The sequence below is a fragment of the Paenibacillus sp. 2TAB19 genome (assembly GCF_052115185.1).
Lineage (GTDB): Bacteria > Bacillota > Bacilli > Paenibacillales > Paenibacillaceae > Pristimantibacillus.
Window position 1 is genome coordinate 35,569 of sequence record NZ_JBFRGE010000015.1, and the last position, 15,905, is coordinate 51,473.

A 15,905-nucleotide genomic window follows, 5' to 3' on the forward strand; every position below is an offset into this window, starting at 1 on the left:
CCTGTTATTTCTTGCAAGAGAACAAAACGCCGGCCTCTCCACGAACGGAGCAGGCCGGCGTTCTTTTATAACGGCTTATTACTCGGCAACAAACGGTTTATCCTGGGATACTGCGACCTGGTACAAATACAAATCCGTTCCGTCGCCGATCGCATAGTTGAGTACACGTTTGTTGACAGGCACGAGCACCGATCTGTACAGCGTCGGGAATACCGGAATTTCTTCTACCATTAATTTCTGCCACTCTTTATAAATGTCTTGGCGTACTTTGACGTCGAACGCTTCCTTCGACAAGCCCTTCTTAAGCAGTTCATCCTGCTTGTCGCTCGCATAACGAGGGAAGTTGTAGATCGCTTCGCGTCCGTACAAGCCTGAAGGATCGACGTCGATGCCAACCGCCCATGCGCCTTGGTAGACGTCTACCTTCGGATCGTCCTCGCCGTTAGCGCCGACACGGTCATAGAACGTGTTGAACTCGACCATCTCCAGGTTCACATTAAGCCCGATTGCCTTCCACGATTGCACATAATATTGCGCAAGCGGCTCAGCAATGTCGCCGCCAGTCATGGAGATGAAGTTAATGACCAATTCGCTTCCGTCTGGATTCGTGCGGAAATCGCCGTTTTTCTTATAACCGGCATCGTCCAATATTTTGTTAGCCAAATCCACATCGTACGCTAAGCCCGCATTCGACGAATCATGATACTCCGGATGCGACGGCGGAATAAGCGTTGTTGCGTTCCAGCGCAAGCCGTGGTAGAACTGCTTGCCGACCTGATCGTTGTCGACCGCATGCCACATCGCCTTGCGGAGATTAATATCAGCCATCTTCGCTTTCGGGTTAGGCACAACCTTGCCGCCCTCCGCGTCCCATGTGCCAAGCTTGAAGCCGATATACGTATAGGCGCGGTCAACATTGCCAAGGAACTCTACATTCGACATGCCTGCATTGTCAGGGTATTGATCAACAGGGAACGAGTCGACGAGATCTACGCCGCCGCTCTCGAGTTGCTGTACGATTGTCGTTGGATTAATGACTTTAAGCGTAACCTTCTCGAGTCCAGGTTCGCCGCGCCAGTAGTCCGCGTTTTTCGTATACACGACCGATTCGCCTGGAACGATGCTTTCCACCTTGTACGGACCGAAGCCGATCGGCTTCTCGCGCACCTCAGGCGAAGCGGACATCTTATCGACAGGAATGCTTTGGAAAATATGCTTAGGCAGCGGAGACGTCCATATCCCGCCCGTCAGCAAGGACGGTGTTGATTCGATATAAGTAATCTTGAGCTGCTTGTCGTTAATGACTTCGATGCCGGAAATCTTATCAGCCTTGCCTTCGTGATACTCGTTCATGCCGACAATATTCGTAAACGTGGAATCGTAGCGGGGTCCGTCGTACTTCGGATCGCCGATGACGAGATGCGCGAACTCCCAATCCCCAGCCGTTACCGGCTTGCCGTCATGCCAATTCACGTTGTCGCGGATCGTGAACGTGAATGTACGGCCATCCTCCGACACCTCGTACGTGGCTGCGCCGTCGTTCGTGAAGACGTAGCTTTCGTCCCAAGTCAGCATCGACTCATCGAACCAAGCAAGCACTTGCGAATCGGGATCACCCGAGTAAAAGACCGGATTAAGAGTGCCTTCGAACGGCGTATCGGATACAAGGCCGAATGTCAGCGAGCCGTTCTCGATCGCCGTGCCTTCGTTTTTCTTCACGTTGCTGAAATCCTCTATGGAGTATAGACCGTCATCGGGCTCCGGCGTTGCTTCCTTCACTTCCTCCGTAGGGGACGGCTTGTTGCTGCTATCCGAAGGTAGCGGCTCGTTCTTCTCGTTCCCGTTGCCGGATGAACAGGCTGCAACAAATACCAACAGCGCGAGCAGCATCGGAAGCAATGCCAACCTTGTAGATCGTAACCTCTTCTTCATAACAATTTCTCCTCCTCGTCATCCTTTTCTTTGTCTTGCGTCCGTCGCCCGCTTAAGCGCTTGACCGACGTTATTTATACACAACATCAGAACCAATATGAGGAACGATGCGGGTAACCATATCCACCATCTCGACTCCAGCGTCTGCGGATCTCGCGCATAGCTAACGAGCGTTCCGAGACTCGGCGTACTCTCGGGAAATCCGAAACCGAGGAATGACAAGCCGGATTCGAGTCCGATATTGGCTGCCAAGTTAAGGGTCATCGTCACGATGATGATCGAGCTTAAGTTGGGCAGCACTTGCGTAATCATAATTTTCATAGGAGAGGAGCCAAGCGTTTTGGACGCTTGCACGTAATCCAGCTCTCTCTCCTGCAGCGCCTTGGAGCGTATGAGCCTTGCAATACCCATCCATAGAAAAGCGGTCATAATAAGCGAGAAGGAAATAATGCTGTACTTGGGCACTGCCGTTACGAACGCAATAACGATCATAAGCGTGGGCAGAATCATGAAAAAATCGACGAAGCGCATGAAAATGTTATCGACAGTGCCGCCGAAGTAACCGGATATAAGACCAATCAGTACACCGATTAACCCCGTGAGCAGCGTCACGATAATGCCGATCGACAACGAATTGCGAGTGCCGATAATGAGCTGGCCGAATACATCGCGCCCGCCGTAATCGGTACCTAGCCAATGCTCGGCCGAGGGCGGCTTCTTAAGCGCGAACAGATCGATGGATACGATCTGCTCTTGATCAAGCACGAATGAAATCCCATAGACAAGCGTGATCACCAGCACTAGGAAGAGCAGCGATACGAACGCCATTCGGTCCCGAACGAGCTCGCGCCACACAATATTCCAGCTCGAGGGGCTTCTGTTCTCCAAGCTTGCATGCGATATATTGGCGTATGTCTTCCTCAAAAGGCCCACCCCTATGCACGTTGGCTGTTATTTGATCCGAATGCGCGGATCAACGACACTTAATGTGATGTCAGATAGTAATGCACCGATGATCGACGCAGCCCCGTACAGCAGCACAAGCGCGGTAACGACGCTGAAGTCGCGCAGCGAGATCGAGCTGAGGAACAACTCCCCCATGCCCGGATAGCTGTAGATGCTCTCTATGAATACGGTGCCGCCGATCAGTCCCGTAATCTCGTATCCGAAGAATGCGGCGATAGGCAATAATGAATTTCGCAATATATGCCGGTTATACACGCGCGACTCCGACGCGCCCTTCGCTCTTGCCGTTACAATGAAGTCCTTCTGCTTCGTGTCGATAATCTCGCTCCGCAGCAGCTGTACCGTCGTGACCGTCGTAATAAGCGCCATAGACAAGGCCGGCAGCAGCAAATGATAGAACTTGCTCAGCACGTATTCCAGCGTCCCCGGCTTCATGCCTGGCTCGACGCTCCCGCCGGTCGGAAACCATCCGAAATGAAACCCGAATACCCATAGCATTAACAAGGCGAATATGAATAGCGGCGCTGCGAAGCCCAAGTACGTATAACCCGTTATGAAGCGATCCGCCCATGTATCGTTATAGCGGCCGCTCGTAATGCCAAGCGGAATCGCGATCAAATAAGTTAGAATCAGCGTGACAATCGATAGCCAAATCGTATTCATCATCCGCTGCCCAATCAGATCGGAGACGGGCATCTTGAAGCGGAACGATTGGCCAAAATCGCCTTGGAACGCTTTCGTAATCCAATCCCAGTATTGAACCTGCCAAGGATTATTAAGCCCGAGCCTCTCTCTCTGCGCCTCCATCGCCGCCGGATCAATGCTCGGATCGATCAACCCCGTCAAAGCGTCCCCCGGCATCGCCTTGGCCATTAAAAATACGAGAATGCTCAGCAAGATGATTTGGGGAACCATAATAATCATTCTTCGCGCAACTGTCCTCCACATCGCTCTCAACCTCTCTCAGGCAACGCCGCTAGATGTGTTTGCGTAATCGGCTGCAAGGGCAAGGCAAGTCCCTCATGGTCAAAATAGGTGTCGTACGCTTTCTCGTATTCCTCCCTAACCGCCTCGCGATAAATATGCTGCTTGTCTCGTTGCGTAGGATCAATGTTCGGAATAGCCGTAATAAGACGTTTCGTATAAATATGCTGCGGGTTGTCGAAAATATCGGCCGTCGTTCCCTGCTCGACGTAACGGCCCTTGTACATAATGCCGATATGATTGCACATATGACGAATAATGCCGAGATCATGGCTAATGAGCAAATAAGTGAGCTTCATTTCCTGCTGAATATCCTTCATGAAGTTCAGCACTTGAGCCTGCACCGACACATCGAGCGCCGACACCGGCTCATCGGCAATAACAAGCTTTGGTTTCAGAGCAACCGCTCTCGCAATGCCGATCCGCTGCCGCTGGCCGCCCGAGAACTCATGCGGATATTTGTAGATCATCTCCGGGCTCATGCCGACCTGCTCCAGCAATTGCTCGACGCGGAGCTTCTCTTCCTTCGGCGACAGCCTCTCGAAGTTTCGCAGCGGCTCGGCAATAATATCAAGCACCCGTTTCTTCGGATTCAAGGACGAATACGGATCTTGGAAAATCATTTGAATATCTCGGCGAACATCGATATGGCTTCTCCGGCCGCCTTTCGCCAGATCATAACCCTCGAACAACACGTTGCCCGACGTGATCGGATTAAGCCCGATGATCGCCCTGCCGGTCGTCGTCTTGCCGGAGCCGGATTCACCGACGAGCCCGTAGGTTTGACCTTGCTCGATCGTTAGGTTAATCCCATCGACGGCCCGCACAAGCGGAATCCGCTTGTTAAGAATGCCGCCACGGCTCGGAAAATGTACTTTAAGATCTTTCACTTCAAGAAAGGACATGCGTATCGTTCGCCTCCTTCTGATTAGGGAAGTGAAACGACTTATGGCAGGTGCATCTGACGTAATGCCCGGGAGCAATTTCGTGCATGGTTGGATCGTCTTCATGCGCGGATGCATCGATCCACGGAATGCGTGAGCGGAAGCGGCAGCCTTGCCGCGGAAGATTTTGCAGGGAAGGCACGATGCCTTGAATGACATGCAGTCTGGATTGCGCTTCTTTGGAAGTAGGAATCGATTGGAGTAAAGACCTGGTGTAGGGGTGCTTGGCCCCGGATAGGAGTGTGTAGATATCTGCGATTTCGACGATTTGGCCAGCATACATAACGGCCACGCGATCGGCCATCTCGGCGACGACGCCAAGATCATGCGTAATTAATAAAATGCCGGCTTCGCTTTCATTCTTCAGCTTCTTGATTAATTCGAGGATTTGCAATTGAATCGTAACGTCAAGCGCAGTCGTGGGCTCGTCGGCGATGAGCAACTGGGGTTCATTGGCGACCGCTATGGCAATAACCACCCTCTGCCTCATTCCGCCCGACAGCTCATGAGGAAACTGTCCGTAGGTATGTTCGGGTCTAGGTATCCCGACTCTCCTTAACAGCTCCATTACCTTTATTCGCCGTTCGTTCCGGGAGAGCTTCGGTTGATGGAGCAACAGCGCTTCTTCGATCTGAGCGCCTATGATCATAAGCGGATTGAGTGCGGACAGCGGATCCTGGAAGATCATCCCGAACGCCTTGCCTCGAAGCCGATTCAGCTTGGCCGGGGGCAATTGGGCGATATCTTGCCCCTTATACTTAATGCTGCCGTCAATCCTCGCTCTCGTATGCAGTCCCATGATAGAGAAAGCGAGAGCACTCTTGCCTGAGCCGGATTCTCCGACTATAGCAACGATCTCGTTTTTGCCGATCGTAAGCGACACGTCGTCAACGGCTGCATAATATTCGTCGGCAATGCGGAATGAGGTAGTGAGATTTTCAATGGCTAGCAACGTATCACTCAATGGAATCCTCCTATCGACGAGTTGCCTTGTTCTAAATATTCTGATTATTCAGATAATATTTAATAACATTAAATATCGTTATTGCCGTCAACATAATGTCCCTCTTATTTGCACCATATGTTAATACTTGGTTAATAAGTTGTCAAGACTTTATTAAGCCAAGTTAATGTTAGTACGATATGCTGCTTAACTCTATGATTATTTATTAAACCTTAATTAATATAAACCCAATTAATGATTACTCTATCATTCCGCTGCCGATTATGGCAGATGGCTTTTTACCTAAATGAGCAATAGGGATGCAGACCCTTGATCAAGGTTCCATCCCTATCCTTGCGCTTGTTATTCACCGCGCTTCGAAGGCGCGTATGCCAATACTTCCATCTCTATTAAATAGGGTCCAAGACCGCTGAATACCGTGATTCGGGCGGGATGCGGCGCCGCTATCATATCCTCGTATACCGCATTATAAGCATCTTGGTCTTCGGTTCTTGCCAAATGCGTCGTCACCTTGACGATATGATCCAGCGTTAACCCCGCCTCCTGCAATATCGCTTCAATGTTCCGTATGCATTGCGTTGTCTGCTGCCGTATGTCCCCGAGCGGCTCTAGCGTCTGCGGATTAACACCGACCTGTCCAGCCACGTAGACAAGGTCACCTGCGCGCACCGCATGCGAGAATGGCAGCGGGAATTTTGGCGCCTTGTCCGATGTAATGATCGTCGTCATATTTTATTTCCTCCTTGTTATGAACCCCGTCTACAGTCCTATCGGGGCGCTCTGAAGATGCCATGAGGTTGCTTGTTGGTATTGATGCCCGATCGCAAGCAGCGTCTCTTCACCCATTAGCGGACCTGCCAGCTGCATGCCGATTGGCAGTTGCCTAGAAGAGTCGATGCCGATCGGCACCGTCATCGCAGGCAATCCCGCATTCGTGAACGGCCCGTTGAACATCGGACTACCCGTCTTATAGCCGGGCAATGCCAGCGTTGGCGTCGATGGCGTAAGCAAGGCGTCGATCTCGCCGAATAGACTCATCATTTCGTTGCGGAACACGCTTCGGACACGCTGAGCATGCAAGTAATCGACTGCGCTTAGCTCGAAGCCCAGCTCCAACTGTTCTCGCATCGACGGGCCGTAATAATCGGCTCTTGTTTTGTACGATTCCATATGATAGGCTGCCCCTTCGGCGCGCATCGTCATTCGGTGCGCGGCGATAGCCTCCTTCATGCATCCCGGCAGCTTAACCTGCTTGAACCGGATGCCCCTCCCCTTCAGTACCTCGACAGCTTGTGCGACTGCTTCGCCGATAACCGGTTCCTCTGCCTCGAAGAACGTATCCGGCAAGCCGACCACCAGTCCTCTTACGTCTCTCCCAATCGCTCCAGTGAAGCGCGGAGATTCTCCCTGCAACGTGGAAGGATCGCGTCCATCTCCACCTGCCAGCACTTCAAGCGTAATTGCCGTATCCTCGACCGTTCTTGTAAAGGCGCCGATATGATCGAGGCTCCAGCTTGCCGTGAACACGCCGTACCTGCTGATGCGGCCGAAAGTCGGCTTCATGCACGTTAGTCCGTTGTACGCAGCGGGCCGGATCAATGATCCGAACGTCTGCGTGCCGAGCGTGAAGGCGGCCATGCCGGCCGAAACGGCGGCAGCCGAGCCCGAGCTGGAGCCTCCCGGGGTATGCTTCAAGTTCCATGGGTTCCGCGTCGGCGGCTCCCCTCCTTGATAAGCATATTCGGTTGTCGTCGTCTTACCGAGCAAGACGGCGCCTGCGTTGCCGAGCCGATCGATAACGGCTGCATTCGTACCCGGCACGTAATCGCCGTCCACCTGCGAGCCGCCGGATGTTCTTATGCTCGCCGTGCGAATAATATCCTTCGCGCCGTATGGAATGCCATGCAGCTGACCAAGATAGCGACCCAACATGAGCTGGCGCTCCGCCTCCTTCGCCGCTTGCATCGCATGGTCGGCCGCTACCGTAACCCAAGCTTGTACTTTACCGTCTACCGCTTCTATGCGGGACAAATACGCTTCGGTTAACTCAACGGGCGACACATTCTTAGCTCTAATGGAAGCTGCGGCTTCCGCCAATGTTAGCTCGTACAGCTGTGTCGATATCATCGGCCCGCACCTCCCCTATAGGTCGTATAAGGCGCAACCTGGTCGTCCATCCGGAAGGAGCGGAGAAGCTTTAGCTCTTCTAGAAAGCTTTCCTTCTCCTCGCCCGTTACGAGACCGCTTCTATACCTGCTCCTTTCCAATTCTAGAAAGGCTTTATATTCCGCTTCCTGCTGTACACCCATGACGATCAGGGCTCCTTTCTATGCTTGTGCGGTTATGGCATAAAGCTCGTATCCACCATGTCGCCATAGGCGATATCGACCTTCAAATTGCCGATAAACTTCTGCATATCAACAGCGTTTTGGAATGCCGCCTCCGTAAGCAATCCATCCTGCGGATATACCTTGCTGTCGATCATGCGTTGTACAGCCTGCTCCACGACAGCGCCGTCCAGGTTCGGAAATTCCTTCTTGGCGATTTCTTTCGTTCCCGCTGCATCTGCATGAATGAAATCCAATGCCGTTTCAATCGATTTGACCATTCGTTTGACCAAATCCGGATTTTCCTCAATGACCTTCTTAGACGTATTAATCGTAGCGAACGCAAAGTCCGGATAATCCTTCGTAAAATCGTAGACGATCTCCAATCCTTGGGTAAGCCCTTGATCAAGCTGCGGCTCGTAGACGACCGCAATATCCGCTTTGCCGGCAAGCAGCGTGCCAAGCTCGGAGCCGTTCTGCACCTCGGTAATCGTGACATCGTTCTTCAAGTCGATCCCATTGTCGGCGAACAGCTTGCGAAGCAGGCTGTTCGAGCTTGTCGGCGCTATGCCTGTGACGATCGTTTTGCCAATAAAGTCCTTCGGTTCCTTAATGCTTGAACCCGCCTTGGCCACTGCCCATACCGGCGCGCTTCCCGATACAATGCTTAGCGACTGGGCATCTCCGCCCTTCGCTCTTGCGAAGGCAACATGCTCTGGGCCGTGGAACGAGAATGCCGATTCTCCGGACAGCACCGAAGCCAATGCAGCCGGACCGCTTCCCGCTGCCGTAATGGAGGACAACTCGATGCCGTTGTCAGCTAGGAAACCTTTTTCCTTCGCTACGTAGAGCGGCAGGTACAGCAAGTTATGATACACCTCGGACACCATAATCACGTCTTTGGCCGTTTCGGGTGGTGCCGTCGTCGTCCCAGTGCCAGCGTTAACGTTATCTGCTTTGCCGCCGCCGCAAGCCGACAGGAATAATGCGCTTATTAATGTAATGCCCATAAGTTTGAGTGCCGTTTTTTTCATCGTTGATCGTMTCCTTTTGTGAATAGGCTGATGTGAGCATAGACGGGATGATGCTTTCAGCAGTTAAACCGATGCTGATTTCTGAGTTTGCTGCTTATTATCGTTCCAAGGCAACAGCCGCTTCTCAAGAACGCTCACGCAGGTATAGAGGAATGTCGCGACAAGCATCAGAGTGAACACGCCAACCCATACGGCCGGCAGATTGAACAGATTGCCCTCGACGAAGATCATATGCCCAAGCCCTTTGTCCGAAGAAATGAACTCGCCGCCAACGACGGATACGAGAGCCAGTCCGATGTTGATGCGAAATGCCGATATAATCCAAGGCAACGAGGAGGGCATAATAATTTTCCGGAATATTTGCAGTTTGCTCGCTCCGAACGACTTCATCAGATTAACTTGCGAGTCATCGATTTGATGTGTAGCTTGGTAAGCCGACAACAGCGCTACGATGAAGGTCGCTACCGAAGCAAGCACGATTTTCGAAAATATACCCGAGCCAAACCAAATAATAATCATCGGCGCCAACGCAATCTTCGGAACGCCGTTCAAGGCTACGACGAATGGATCGATGACCCGCGATACCGTCTTAGAGAACCAAAGCAGCAAGCCCGCGAGCGAGCCGGCGATGCTCCCGATGATGAAGCCGATAACCGTCGCTTTCACCGTAGCGTAGGCATCCGTCAATAACTGTCCGGACTGCAGCATCGCACCAGCCGACTTGGCGATTGCGCTAGGCGAGCCCAGCAGAAACGCATTTACCGCTTCGAGCCTTACGAGCGTCTCCCATCCCGCTAATACGGCGCCGATAATGGCGAAGCGCCACAGCATCGTCGTGATCCATTGCTTCAATGAAGCGACCTTATGGGGCTTTAATCGGCGGCGCTTGGCTGCCGGCAGAGCTCCCGCCGCATTCAGATTCACTCTCTGAGATGCATTAGACATCAGCTTATCCTCCCCATCTGTATATCGAGCTCTGACCATATCTCTTCAAAGTATTGCTTGAATGCCGCGTCCGTCCGCGCTTTCATCGCCGATCCGTGGCTTGCCGCAAGCCCGACCTCGTACGTTTTCTTCACAAAAGTCGGCCGCTTGCTCATAACGAAGACCCGATCGGATACCGATATCGCTTCTTCGATATCATGCGTGATGAGAACGCCAGTCTTGCCCTCGTTTTTCAATATCGATAGAATCTCGTCTTCGAGCACAAGCCGAGTTTGATAGTCGAGCGCCGAGAACGGCTCATCGAGCAAAATAATGTCAGGTTGCGTTACAAGCGTACGAATCAGCGCCACCCGCTGCCTCATACCGCCGGACAGCGTCGACGGATAAGCTTTGGCGAAGGAATCAAGACCATAACGTTCAAGATAAGCCATTGCCGTGTCGTAACGTTCCTTCTTCGATAACCCTTTGACTTCCAATCCAAGCGTCACGTTGTCCAGTATCGTCCGCCAAGGAAGAAGCAGGTCGCGCTGCATCATATATCCGACATGGCCCGTCGAGCGTCCGATCTCCTCACCGCCGACTACGATCTTGCCTGAGCTGGGCTCGATCAAACCCGCTATAATATTGAATATCGTGCTTTTCCCGCAACCGCTCGGTCCGACGATACTGACGAACTCTTGTTTTCGAATATCCATCGTAATGCCGCTAAGAACAGGAATGGCATCTCCCTCCGCGTTCATGAACGACTTGGTTACCTGTTGCACGCTAATCGCCGACTGCCCCGCATCGCCCCTGCCATATGCCCTTAACGCTTCACTTCGGTCAATCGTCTCCGTTACTCCCATCATCTCAGCCCCTCTCCAATGCTGCATTCGCGTTTATGTTGTGTTAGGTTATCTGACATATCGAACATAAACCTATCTTATCGATTCGGCTCTCGAATGTCATTAGTTATAACAAACAGAAATCAAATGTTAATTTAGTTGTTTTAACTATATTTTTCGTTCTTTAATAACGGCTCGATCGCAAAAGCAACCTGAAACCGGAAGCTCACCTGCCAATCCTTAAGCGAACGGCCGATCAGTCTTTCCGCCTTCTCAATGCGATAGATGACCGTGTTGCGATGAACGAACAACGCCTTGGCCGTATCGTTGATTTGGCACTGATTCTCGTAAAATATTTTCAGCGTGCGCAGCATTTCGTTCTTCTCTTTGTCATCCTTGCGGATCAGGTCCTTAAACGCCTCCTCGTAAAACCGCTCCAGTTCGTCGTACGGCAGCAGCCGCAGCAGCCGCCCTATATCCATTGCATGATACGACTGCGCGAATCTTTTCCGGTTCATTTGCCTGCCTGAGCTAAGAGCCTTAATTGCCTCCTTGTAGGACAAGCCCAAATCGAGTACGTTTGTGAACGGATTACCGATTCCAAACGAGAAGCTAAGCTGGTCCGCATCCCACATGCGCTCCGCGGCCGCCTCCAGCCCTCTGGCAAACGCCGTCTCGTTCCAGTCAGGAACGGAATGCTGGACAACGATACCGAACAGGTCGTTTTTCGTGAACATAACGAATGGTATGCCAAGCTTAGCCAACTCACGCTTAATGGCTTCGTACTGGGCATCGCGTTCCACGCTGAGTCTCTCCTCCGAGGACCTGCTTGCGCTTGTTATCGACCACTCGGGCTGTTCGTCCAGCTTAGCTACTATCAGAAATGCCTTGCCGTCGGCCGTCAATCCGTATTTGCCGCCGCGATGCAGCACCTCTTGCTCCGTGCCGAGATGGCCTTCGATCAAATCCGAGAAAAATTCATTTTTGTAACGGCGAGAACGCTCCTTAACCGCGTGCTTCTTCGTCAGCTCCAGCCCGATGACATGAGCCGCTTGCTCGAACGCAAGCGCGGATAGGCCGGATATCGTATGGTCGTTATGGAAGGAGAGCAGATAGCCCTCATGCCGGTAAGTGTGAATGGGGAATAGCTCGGCGTGCCGGAAGCCTTCAGCCCGAATATGCGGAAAACATACGGATAGCGCCGACTCCGAGGCTGGAAAACTAGCGATCGCCGCCGCGGCTAGCTCAGGCAGCTCCTGAAGGGCCGGTTCATAGAGCCCGGATGACCTCGCGAGCGGCTGAAGCTTGACGTTCAGCAGCAGCACGGGCGAAGCCAATATATCGGCGAGCGCATCGACAATGCGCCCCAGTCCATCGCCCTGCATGATCATATCGGCGAACTGCTTATGGATGGTCAGAGCATAATGCAGCTCCTCGTTTTTGTTCTCAAGTATGATGCTGATCGATTGCTGAAATATTTCGCCGAGCGTCGATTCGATCAACGATAGCTCAATAATCGGAAAGTGAAGCCGATTCGCCTCGTCCAGCACCTCCTGCGGAATGCTCATGGAGAACCGTTTCGTCTTGATTGCAAGACCGGCGCAGCCCTTGCGGTGCATGCTTGTAATGAAATCGATGAGGGCGTCGGGTCTGTCCTTGAGCAGGTAACCGTTCGTTAAAAGCAAATCGCCCTTTTTCAAAAAGGTGACAATGTCGGGCGCGTCCATAATATTGATGGACTGCACGTCGTGAATCGTAAGTCCTTCATGCCCGGCAATGACGTCGGCGGCAATTAAAACGGGCGTTTTGAGCAGATCGGATAGTAACATCAAGATCAACACCTTTCACGTTATGTTATAAAAACTAACATTACCTTCCCAATGTTGTAAAGCGGCGTTTGTGTGAATGAACTAAAAAGCCCCTGCTCTTTTGATTAAATTAACCAAAAGAGTCAGGAGCATCTGGCAGCTCAGCCTATCGCTCAAACGTCGAATTATGACGTAAATTTAAGATTGACTATTGCTAATAATTGCTGTAGTTTCTATTTGTAGCAAATACATTAATTAGTTAATGAGTATATAAACATTATGGATTCAATTTCTAACTCCACGCATAATCAGCCTCTTTCTTCTTTGAGCATCATCACTTTTCAATTGAATGTAAGCGTTGTCAAACTACAAATAGGAGGTGATCGCAAGCGCCCGAGAAGTGACGTTATGACCAAAAAAATGGGTTAAAGGAGCGTATCGAAGATGTTCAAATCAAGAAAGAGGATTGTTACGTTGCTTCTGCTGTCTGCCATGCTTGTATTCTCATCCGTATTTCCGGTATATGCCGCGACATGGAATTTGACGGGGGATACGAATGTACACGACCCCGCCTATATCAAGGAAGGCAGCACGCATTGGGTATTCAGTACCGGCTCCGGACTTCAAGTACTCTATTCGACGAACGGTACGACATACAACCGCTCCCTGCCGATCTACACATCAAGACCTTCGTGGTGGAGCACCTACGTTCCGAACCATACAGGGCTTGATGTATGGGCGCCAGATATCTTCTACTATAACGGCAAGTACTACCTGTACTACTCCATCTCCACTTTCGGCTCCAAAGTTTCCGCGATCGGCCTAACGACAACAACCTCCATCTCCGGCGGTGTATGGACAGACCAAGGCGTCGTCATCAGCTCCAACAACTCCACTAACTACAACGCAATCGACCCTAACATCATGCAAGACGCAAGCGGCAACCTATGGATGGTGTTCGGCTCCTGGAGCAACGGCATCTACATTACGGCCATCAGCAAAACAACGATGAAGCCAACGGGCAACGCTTACCGTATCGCAACCAAATCCGGCGGTATCGAAGGCGCAAGCCTCGTCTACAACAGCAGTACCGGCTATTATTACTTATTCGTATCGATCGGCGTATGCTGCAACGGCACGAGCAGCACCTACAAGGTAGCCGTCGGACGCTCAACGAGCGTGCTTGGACCTTATTATGATAAGAACGGCGTCGATATGAAAAACGGCGGGGCAAGCGTCATCGACAGCGGCAACAGCGCTTGGGTCGGACCAGGCGGCCAAGACGTCAACGGCACGAACGTCATCGCCCGTCACGCGTACAGCGTAGCGGAGAATGGCGCTCCGAAGCTGCTCATCAGCGATCTGTACTGGGATTCCAGCGGCTGGCCTTACTACTAATACCGTGCTGCCGAGGTCCACTTCTCCCTAACGGACTCAGATGACCTTAACGGGATACAAATTGTCTGTTTTCGTTTGTTACGGACAGAAGTGACGCTTATATCGCCAATAATGGCTCTTTAAGCCTCTCTAGCTAAGGATAGGGCCACCTCAGTCCGTAAGCATCCCTTTTCTCTTATATTCAGCTTATTAAGGTTCCCAGTGTCCGTTACAATGAACAAATCTACTTCGCCGTAGAAAAAAAAGGACTTTTCCCGGGTCTCTGACCTCGGAAAAGTCTTTGCTATATCGTCCCGCGCGACCGTCCGGCCCGCCTCCGCCCGACAGCAAGTGCTAAACTTGGATATCTAGCTGGCTGCTTAACGAAATAGGGCCGCCTGCCCCGAATCGTTTAATGTCAACCTCATATACGTTGCCTTGTATAACAGCCGGAAGCTCCGCCCATATGCGGCTCTGCTTCATCTCCATGGCTTTTCGAACCCCGTCCCCCGCTTCGTACACGGTTAGGAAAATATGATCCCCTGCATATAACGGCAGCTCCGCAAGCGGAATGAAGCGGTACGAATCCCGATCAATCAGATGGCGCATGACAGCTTCAGGCGCTTTAAGCTCTAATGCGTTATACAGATTGTACCCGCCTCTGCCCCAGCGATTGCCATACACAACGATGCCTTCGGCCCATACCTCGATGACCGATACCGTCTCGCTCGGTCCAATGACGCCGGCTAATGTTTTTCTAAGCCGTAGCGCTTTCGATTCGTAACGCGAGACCCATTGGGCGGCTTCCTTGCGCTTATCCAGCAAGTCAGCCAGCTGGTGGAACTGTTCGATCGGCGTTCTCTCCCCATAAGGCATGACGATGACTGGAGCAATCTCCGAGAGCGTCTCTTTATCGCTGTCCTCGCAGCCAATAATGAGGTCCGGCCTCAGACTCAGCACACGCTCGACTGTCGTCGGCTGCTCAACGGACTCGATTCCCGTTACAAGCTGCTGCAGGAAAGAATGCACCATAATGTTGCTCGTCGCGCCAACCGGACGTATACCGAGCGCTAACAAATGGCCCAAATATTGCGTAGCGAACAGCTTATGCTCATTCCGTCTGCTTTGGGAGTAACGGCCTGGCGATATGCCGAACGATTGCTTGAATTTGCGGTTAAAATAAAACTCGTCCTGATAGCCGACCTCGCGGGCCACATCCTGCACGCGAGCCCCCGTATGAAGCAGAAGCTGCTGCGCTCGGCTCATTGGGCGGTGAAGCTTAACCTAATCGTTTAAGCTTAATAGGGCAAGCTGTTTCCTTCAAGATGCGCCTTGAGATTCATAAGCGACATCGTGTAGCCCTCCTGGGTCGGCATTGCCTGCTCCTCTGTCTCGTAGCCCGTCTCTGTTATCGTAACGGTTGTTCCGCCATTCTCCTCTTCAAGCAGGAAGGAAGTGATCATCGCGGGTCCTTCCGATTCGAACTCCCACCGGAGCGCGAACCTCTTCAGCGGCTCCGCGGCCACGATAACAGCCTTAAGCGTGACAACATCGGCTCCCGTATGATACTCATTCGGTGAATGGCGGAAGTAAACCGCTGCACCTTCCTGCAGATCCGGCACATCCCACGGCGAGCCGGGAGAATACCAATTCGTCAATTGCTCCCCTTCCGTCACGGCTCCCCACGCACGCTCCTTAGAAGCATCAACCCATATGCTGCACTCAACGGTAACCTCACTGATGTCGTTCGGATTATTTAGCTCGCTCATCATAAACCCTCCACATTTCGGTTATATTTAT

Annotated in this window: 15 protein-coding genes; 1 reads left to right on the forward strand and 14 read right to left on the reverse strand. The window is 52.0% G+C overall.

Annotation, left to right across the window (positions count from 1 at the left end):
• Nucleotides 1–78: 78 nt before the first annotated feature.
• From AB4Z33_RS09160 to AB4Z33_RS09215, 12 genes are all read right to left on the reverse strand, one after another.
• The gene (locus AB4Z33_RS09160; protein WP_442049644.1) at nucleotides 79–1,932 is read right to left on the reverse strand and encodes an oligopeptide ABC transporter substrate-binding protein; all 1,854 of its coding nucleotides are present in this window, start codon (nucleotides 1,930–1,932) and stop codon (nucleotides 79–81) included.
• 18 nt (nucleotides 1,933–1,950) lie between these two features.
• Nucleotides 1,951–2,835 (reverse strand): ABC transporter permease, encoded by an 885-nt coding sequence (locus tag AB4Z33_RS09165; protein WP_442049700.1) that lies wholly within the window; start codon nucleotides 2,833–2,835, stop codon nucleotides 1,951–1,953.
• Between the two features lie 48 nt (nucleotides 2,836–2,883).
• A complete protein-coding gene (gene opp4B, locus AB4Z33_RS09170) occupies nucleotides 2,884–3,846 on the reverse strand; it encodes an oligopeptide ABC transporter permease (RefSeq protein ID WP_337100300.1) in 963 nt (320 codons plus the stop codon).
• Nucleotides 3,847–3,851: 5 nt separating this feature from the next.
• The gene (locus tag AB4Z33_RS09175; RefSeq protein ID WP_442049645.1) at nucleotides 3,852–4,787 is read right to left on the reverse strand and encodes an ABC transporter ATP-binding protein; all 936 of its coding nucleotides are present in this window, start codon (nucleotides 4,785–4,787) and stop codon (nucleotides 3,852–3,854) included.
• Entirely contained in the window at nucleotides 4,774–5,790 is a 1,017-nt protein-coding gene (locus AB4Z33_RS09180; protein WP_442049646.1) for an ABC transporter ATP-binding protein, read from the reverse strand. Before AB4Z33_RS09180 ends, AB4Z33_RS09175 begins: the two co-directional genes overlap by 14 nt.
• A gap of 342 nt (nucleotides 5,791–6,132) precedes the next feature.
• On the reverse strand, nucleotides 6,133–6,519 hold the full coding sequence (locus AB4Z33_RS09185) for a RidA family protein (RefSeq protein ID WP_442049647.1): 387 nt from the start codon (nucleotides 6,517–6,519) through the stop codon (nucleotides 6,133–6,135).
• A gap of 30 nt (nucleotides 6,520–6,549) precedes the next feature.
• Complete coding sequence (locus AB4Z33_RS09190) at nucleotides 6,550–7,917, reverse strand: amidase (RefSeq protein ID WP_442049648.1); 1,368 nt, start codon at nucleotides 7,915–7,917, stop codon at nucleotides 6,550–6,552.
• The gene (locus AB4Z33_RS09195) at nucleotides 7,914–8,099 is read right to left on the reverse strand and encodes a hypothetical protein (protein WP_442049649.1); all 186 of its coding nucleotides are present in this window, start codon (nucleotides 8,097–8,099) and stop codon (nucleotides 7,914–7,916) included. Before AB4Z33_RS09195 ends, AB4Z33_RS09190 begins: the two co-directional genes overlap by 4 nt.
• Before the next feature lie 32 nt (nucleotides 8,100–8,131).
• Nucleotides 8,132–9,151: an ABC transporter substrate-binding protein gene (locus AB4Z33_RS09200; RefSeq protein ID WP_442049650.1), complete on the reverse strand. Its 1,020-nt coding sequence runs from the start codon at nucleotides 9,149–9,151 to the stop codon at nucleotides 8,132–8,134.
• 63 nt (nucleotides 9,152–9,214) lie between these two features.
• Nucleotides 9,215–10,096, reverse strand: coding sequence for an ABC transporter permease (locus tag AB4Z33_RS09205; protein WP_442049651.1), 882 nt, complete (start codon nucleotides 10,094–10,096; stop codon nucleotides 9,215–9,217).
• Nucleotides 10,096–10,944 carry an ABC transporter ATP-binding protein gene (locus tag AB4Z33_RS09210; protein WP_442049652.1) on the reverse strand — a complete coding sequence of 283 codons (849 nt, stop codon included), beginning with the start codon at nucleotides 10,942–10,944 and terminating at the stop codon, nucleotides 10,096–10,098. The genes AB4Z33_RS09205 and AB4Z33_RS09210 overlap by 1 nt, the downstream gene beginning before the upstream one ends.
• Nucleotides 10,945–11,084: 140 nt before the next feature.
• The gene (locus tag AB4Z33_RS09215) at nucleotides 11,085–12,749 is read right to left on the reverse strand and encodes a PucR family transcriptional regulator (RefSeq protein WP_442049653.1); all 1,665 of its coding nucleotides are present in this window, start codon (nucleotides 12,747–12,749) and stop codon (nucleotides 11,085–11,087) included.
• A 423-nt stretch (nucleotides 12,750–13,172) separates the two neighbouring features.
• Between AB4Z33_RS09215 and AB4Z33_RS09220 the strand changes: the two genes are divergently transcribed.
• A complete protein-coding gene (locus AB4Z33_RS09220; RefSeq protein WP_442049654.1) occupies nucleotides 13,173–14,126 on the forward strand; it encodes a family 43 glycosylhydrolase in 954 nt (317 codons plus the stop codon).
• A 333-nt stretch (nucleotides 14,127–14,459) separates the two neighbouring features.
• Here the strand turns inward: AB4Z33_RS09220 and AB4Z33_RS09225 are convergent, their stop codons facing one another.
• Entirely contained in the window at nucleotides 14,460–15,371 is a 912-nt protein-coding gene (locus tag AB4Z33_RS09225) for an ABC transporter substrate-binding protein (protein ID WP_442049655.1), read from the reverse strand.
• Between the two features lie 32 nt (nucleotides 15,372–15,403).
• Nucleotides 15,404–15,874, reverse strand: a complete 471-nt coding sequence (locus tag AB4Z33_RS09230) for an SRPBCC family protein (protein WP_442049656.1) — start codon at nucleotides 15,872–15,874, stop codon at nucleotides 15,404–15,406.
• Nucleotides 15,875–15,905: the final 31 nt, after the last annotated feature.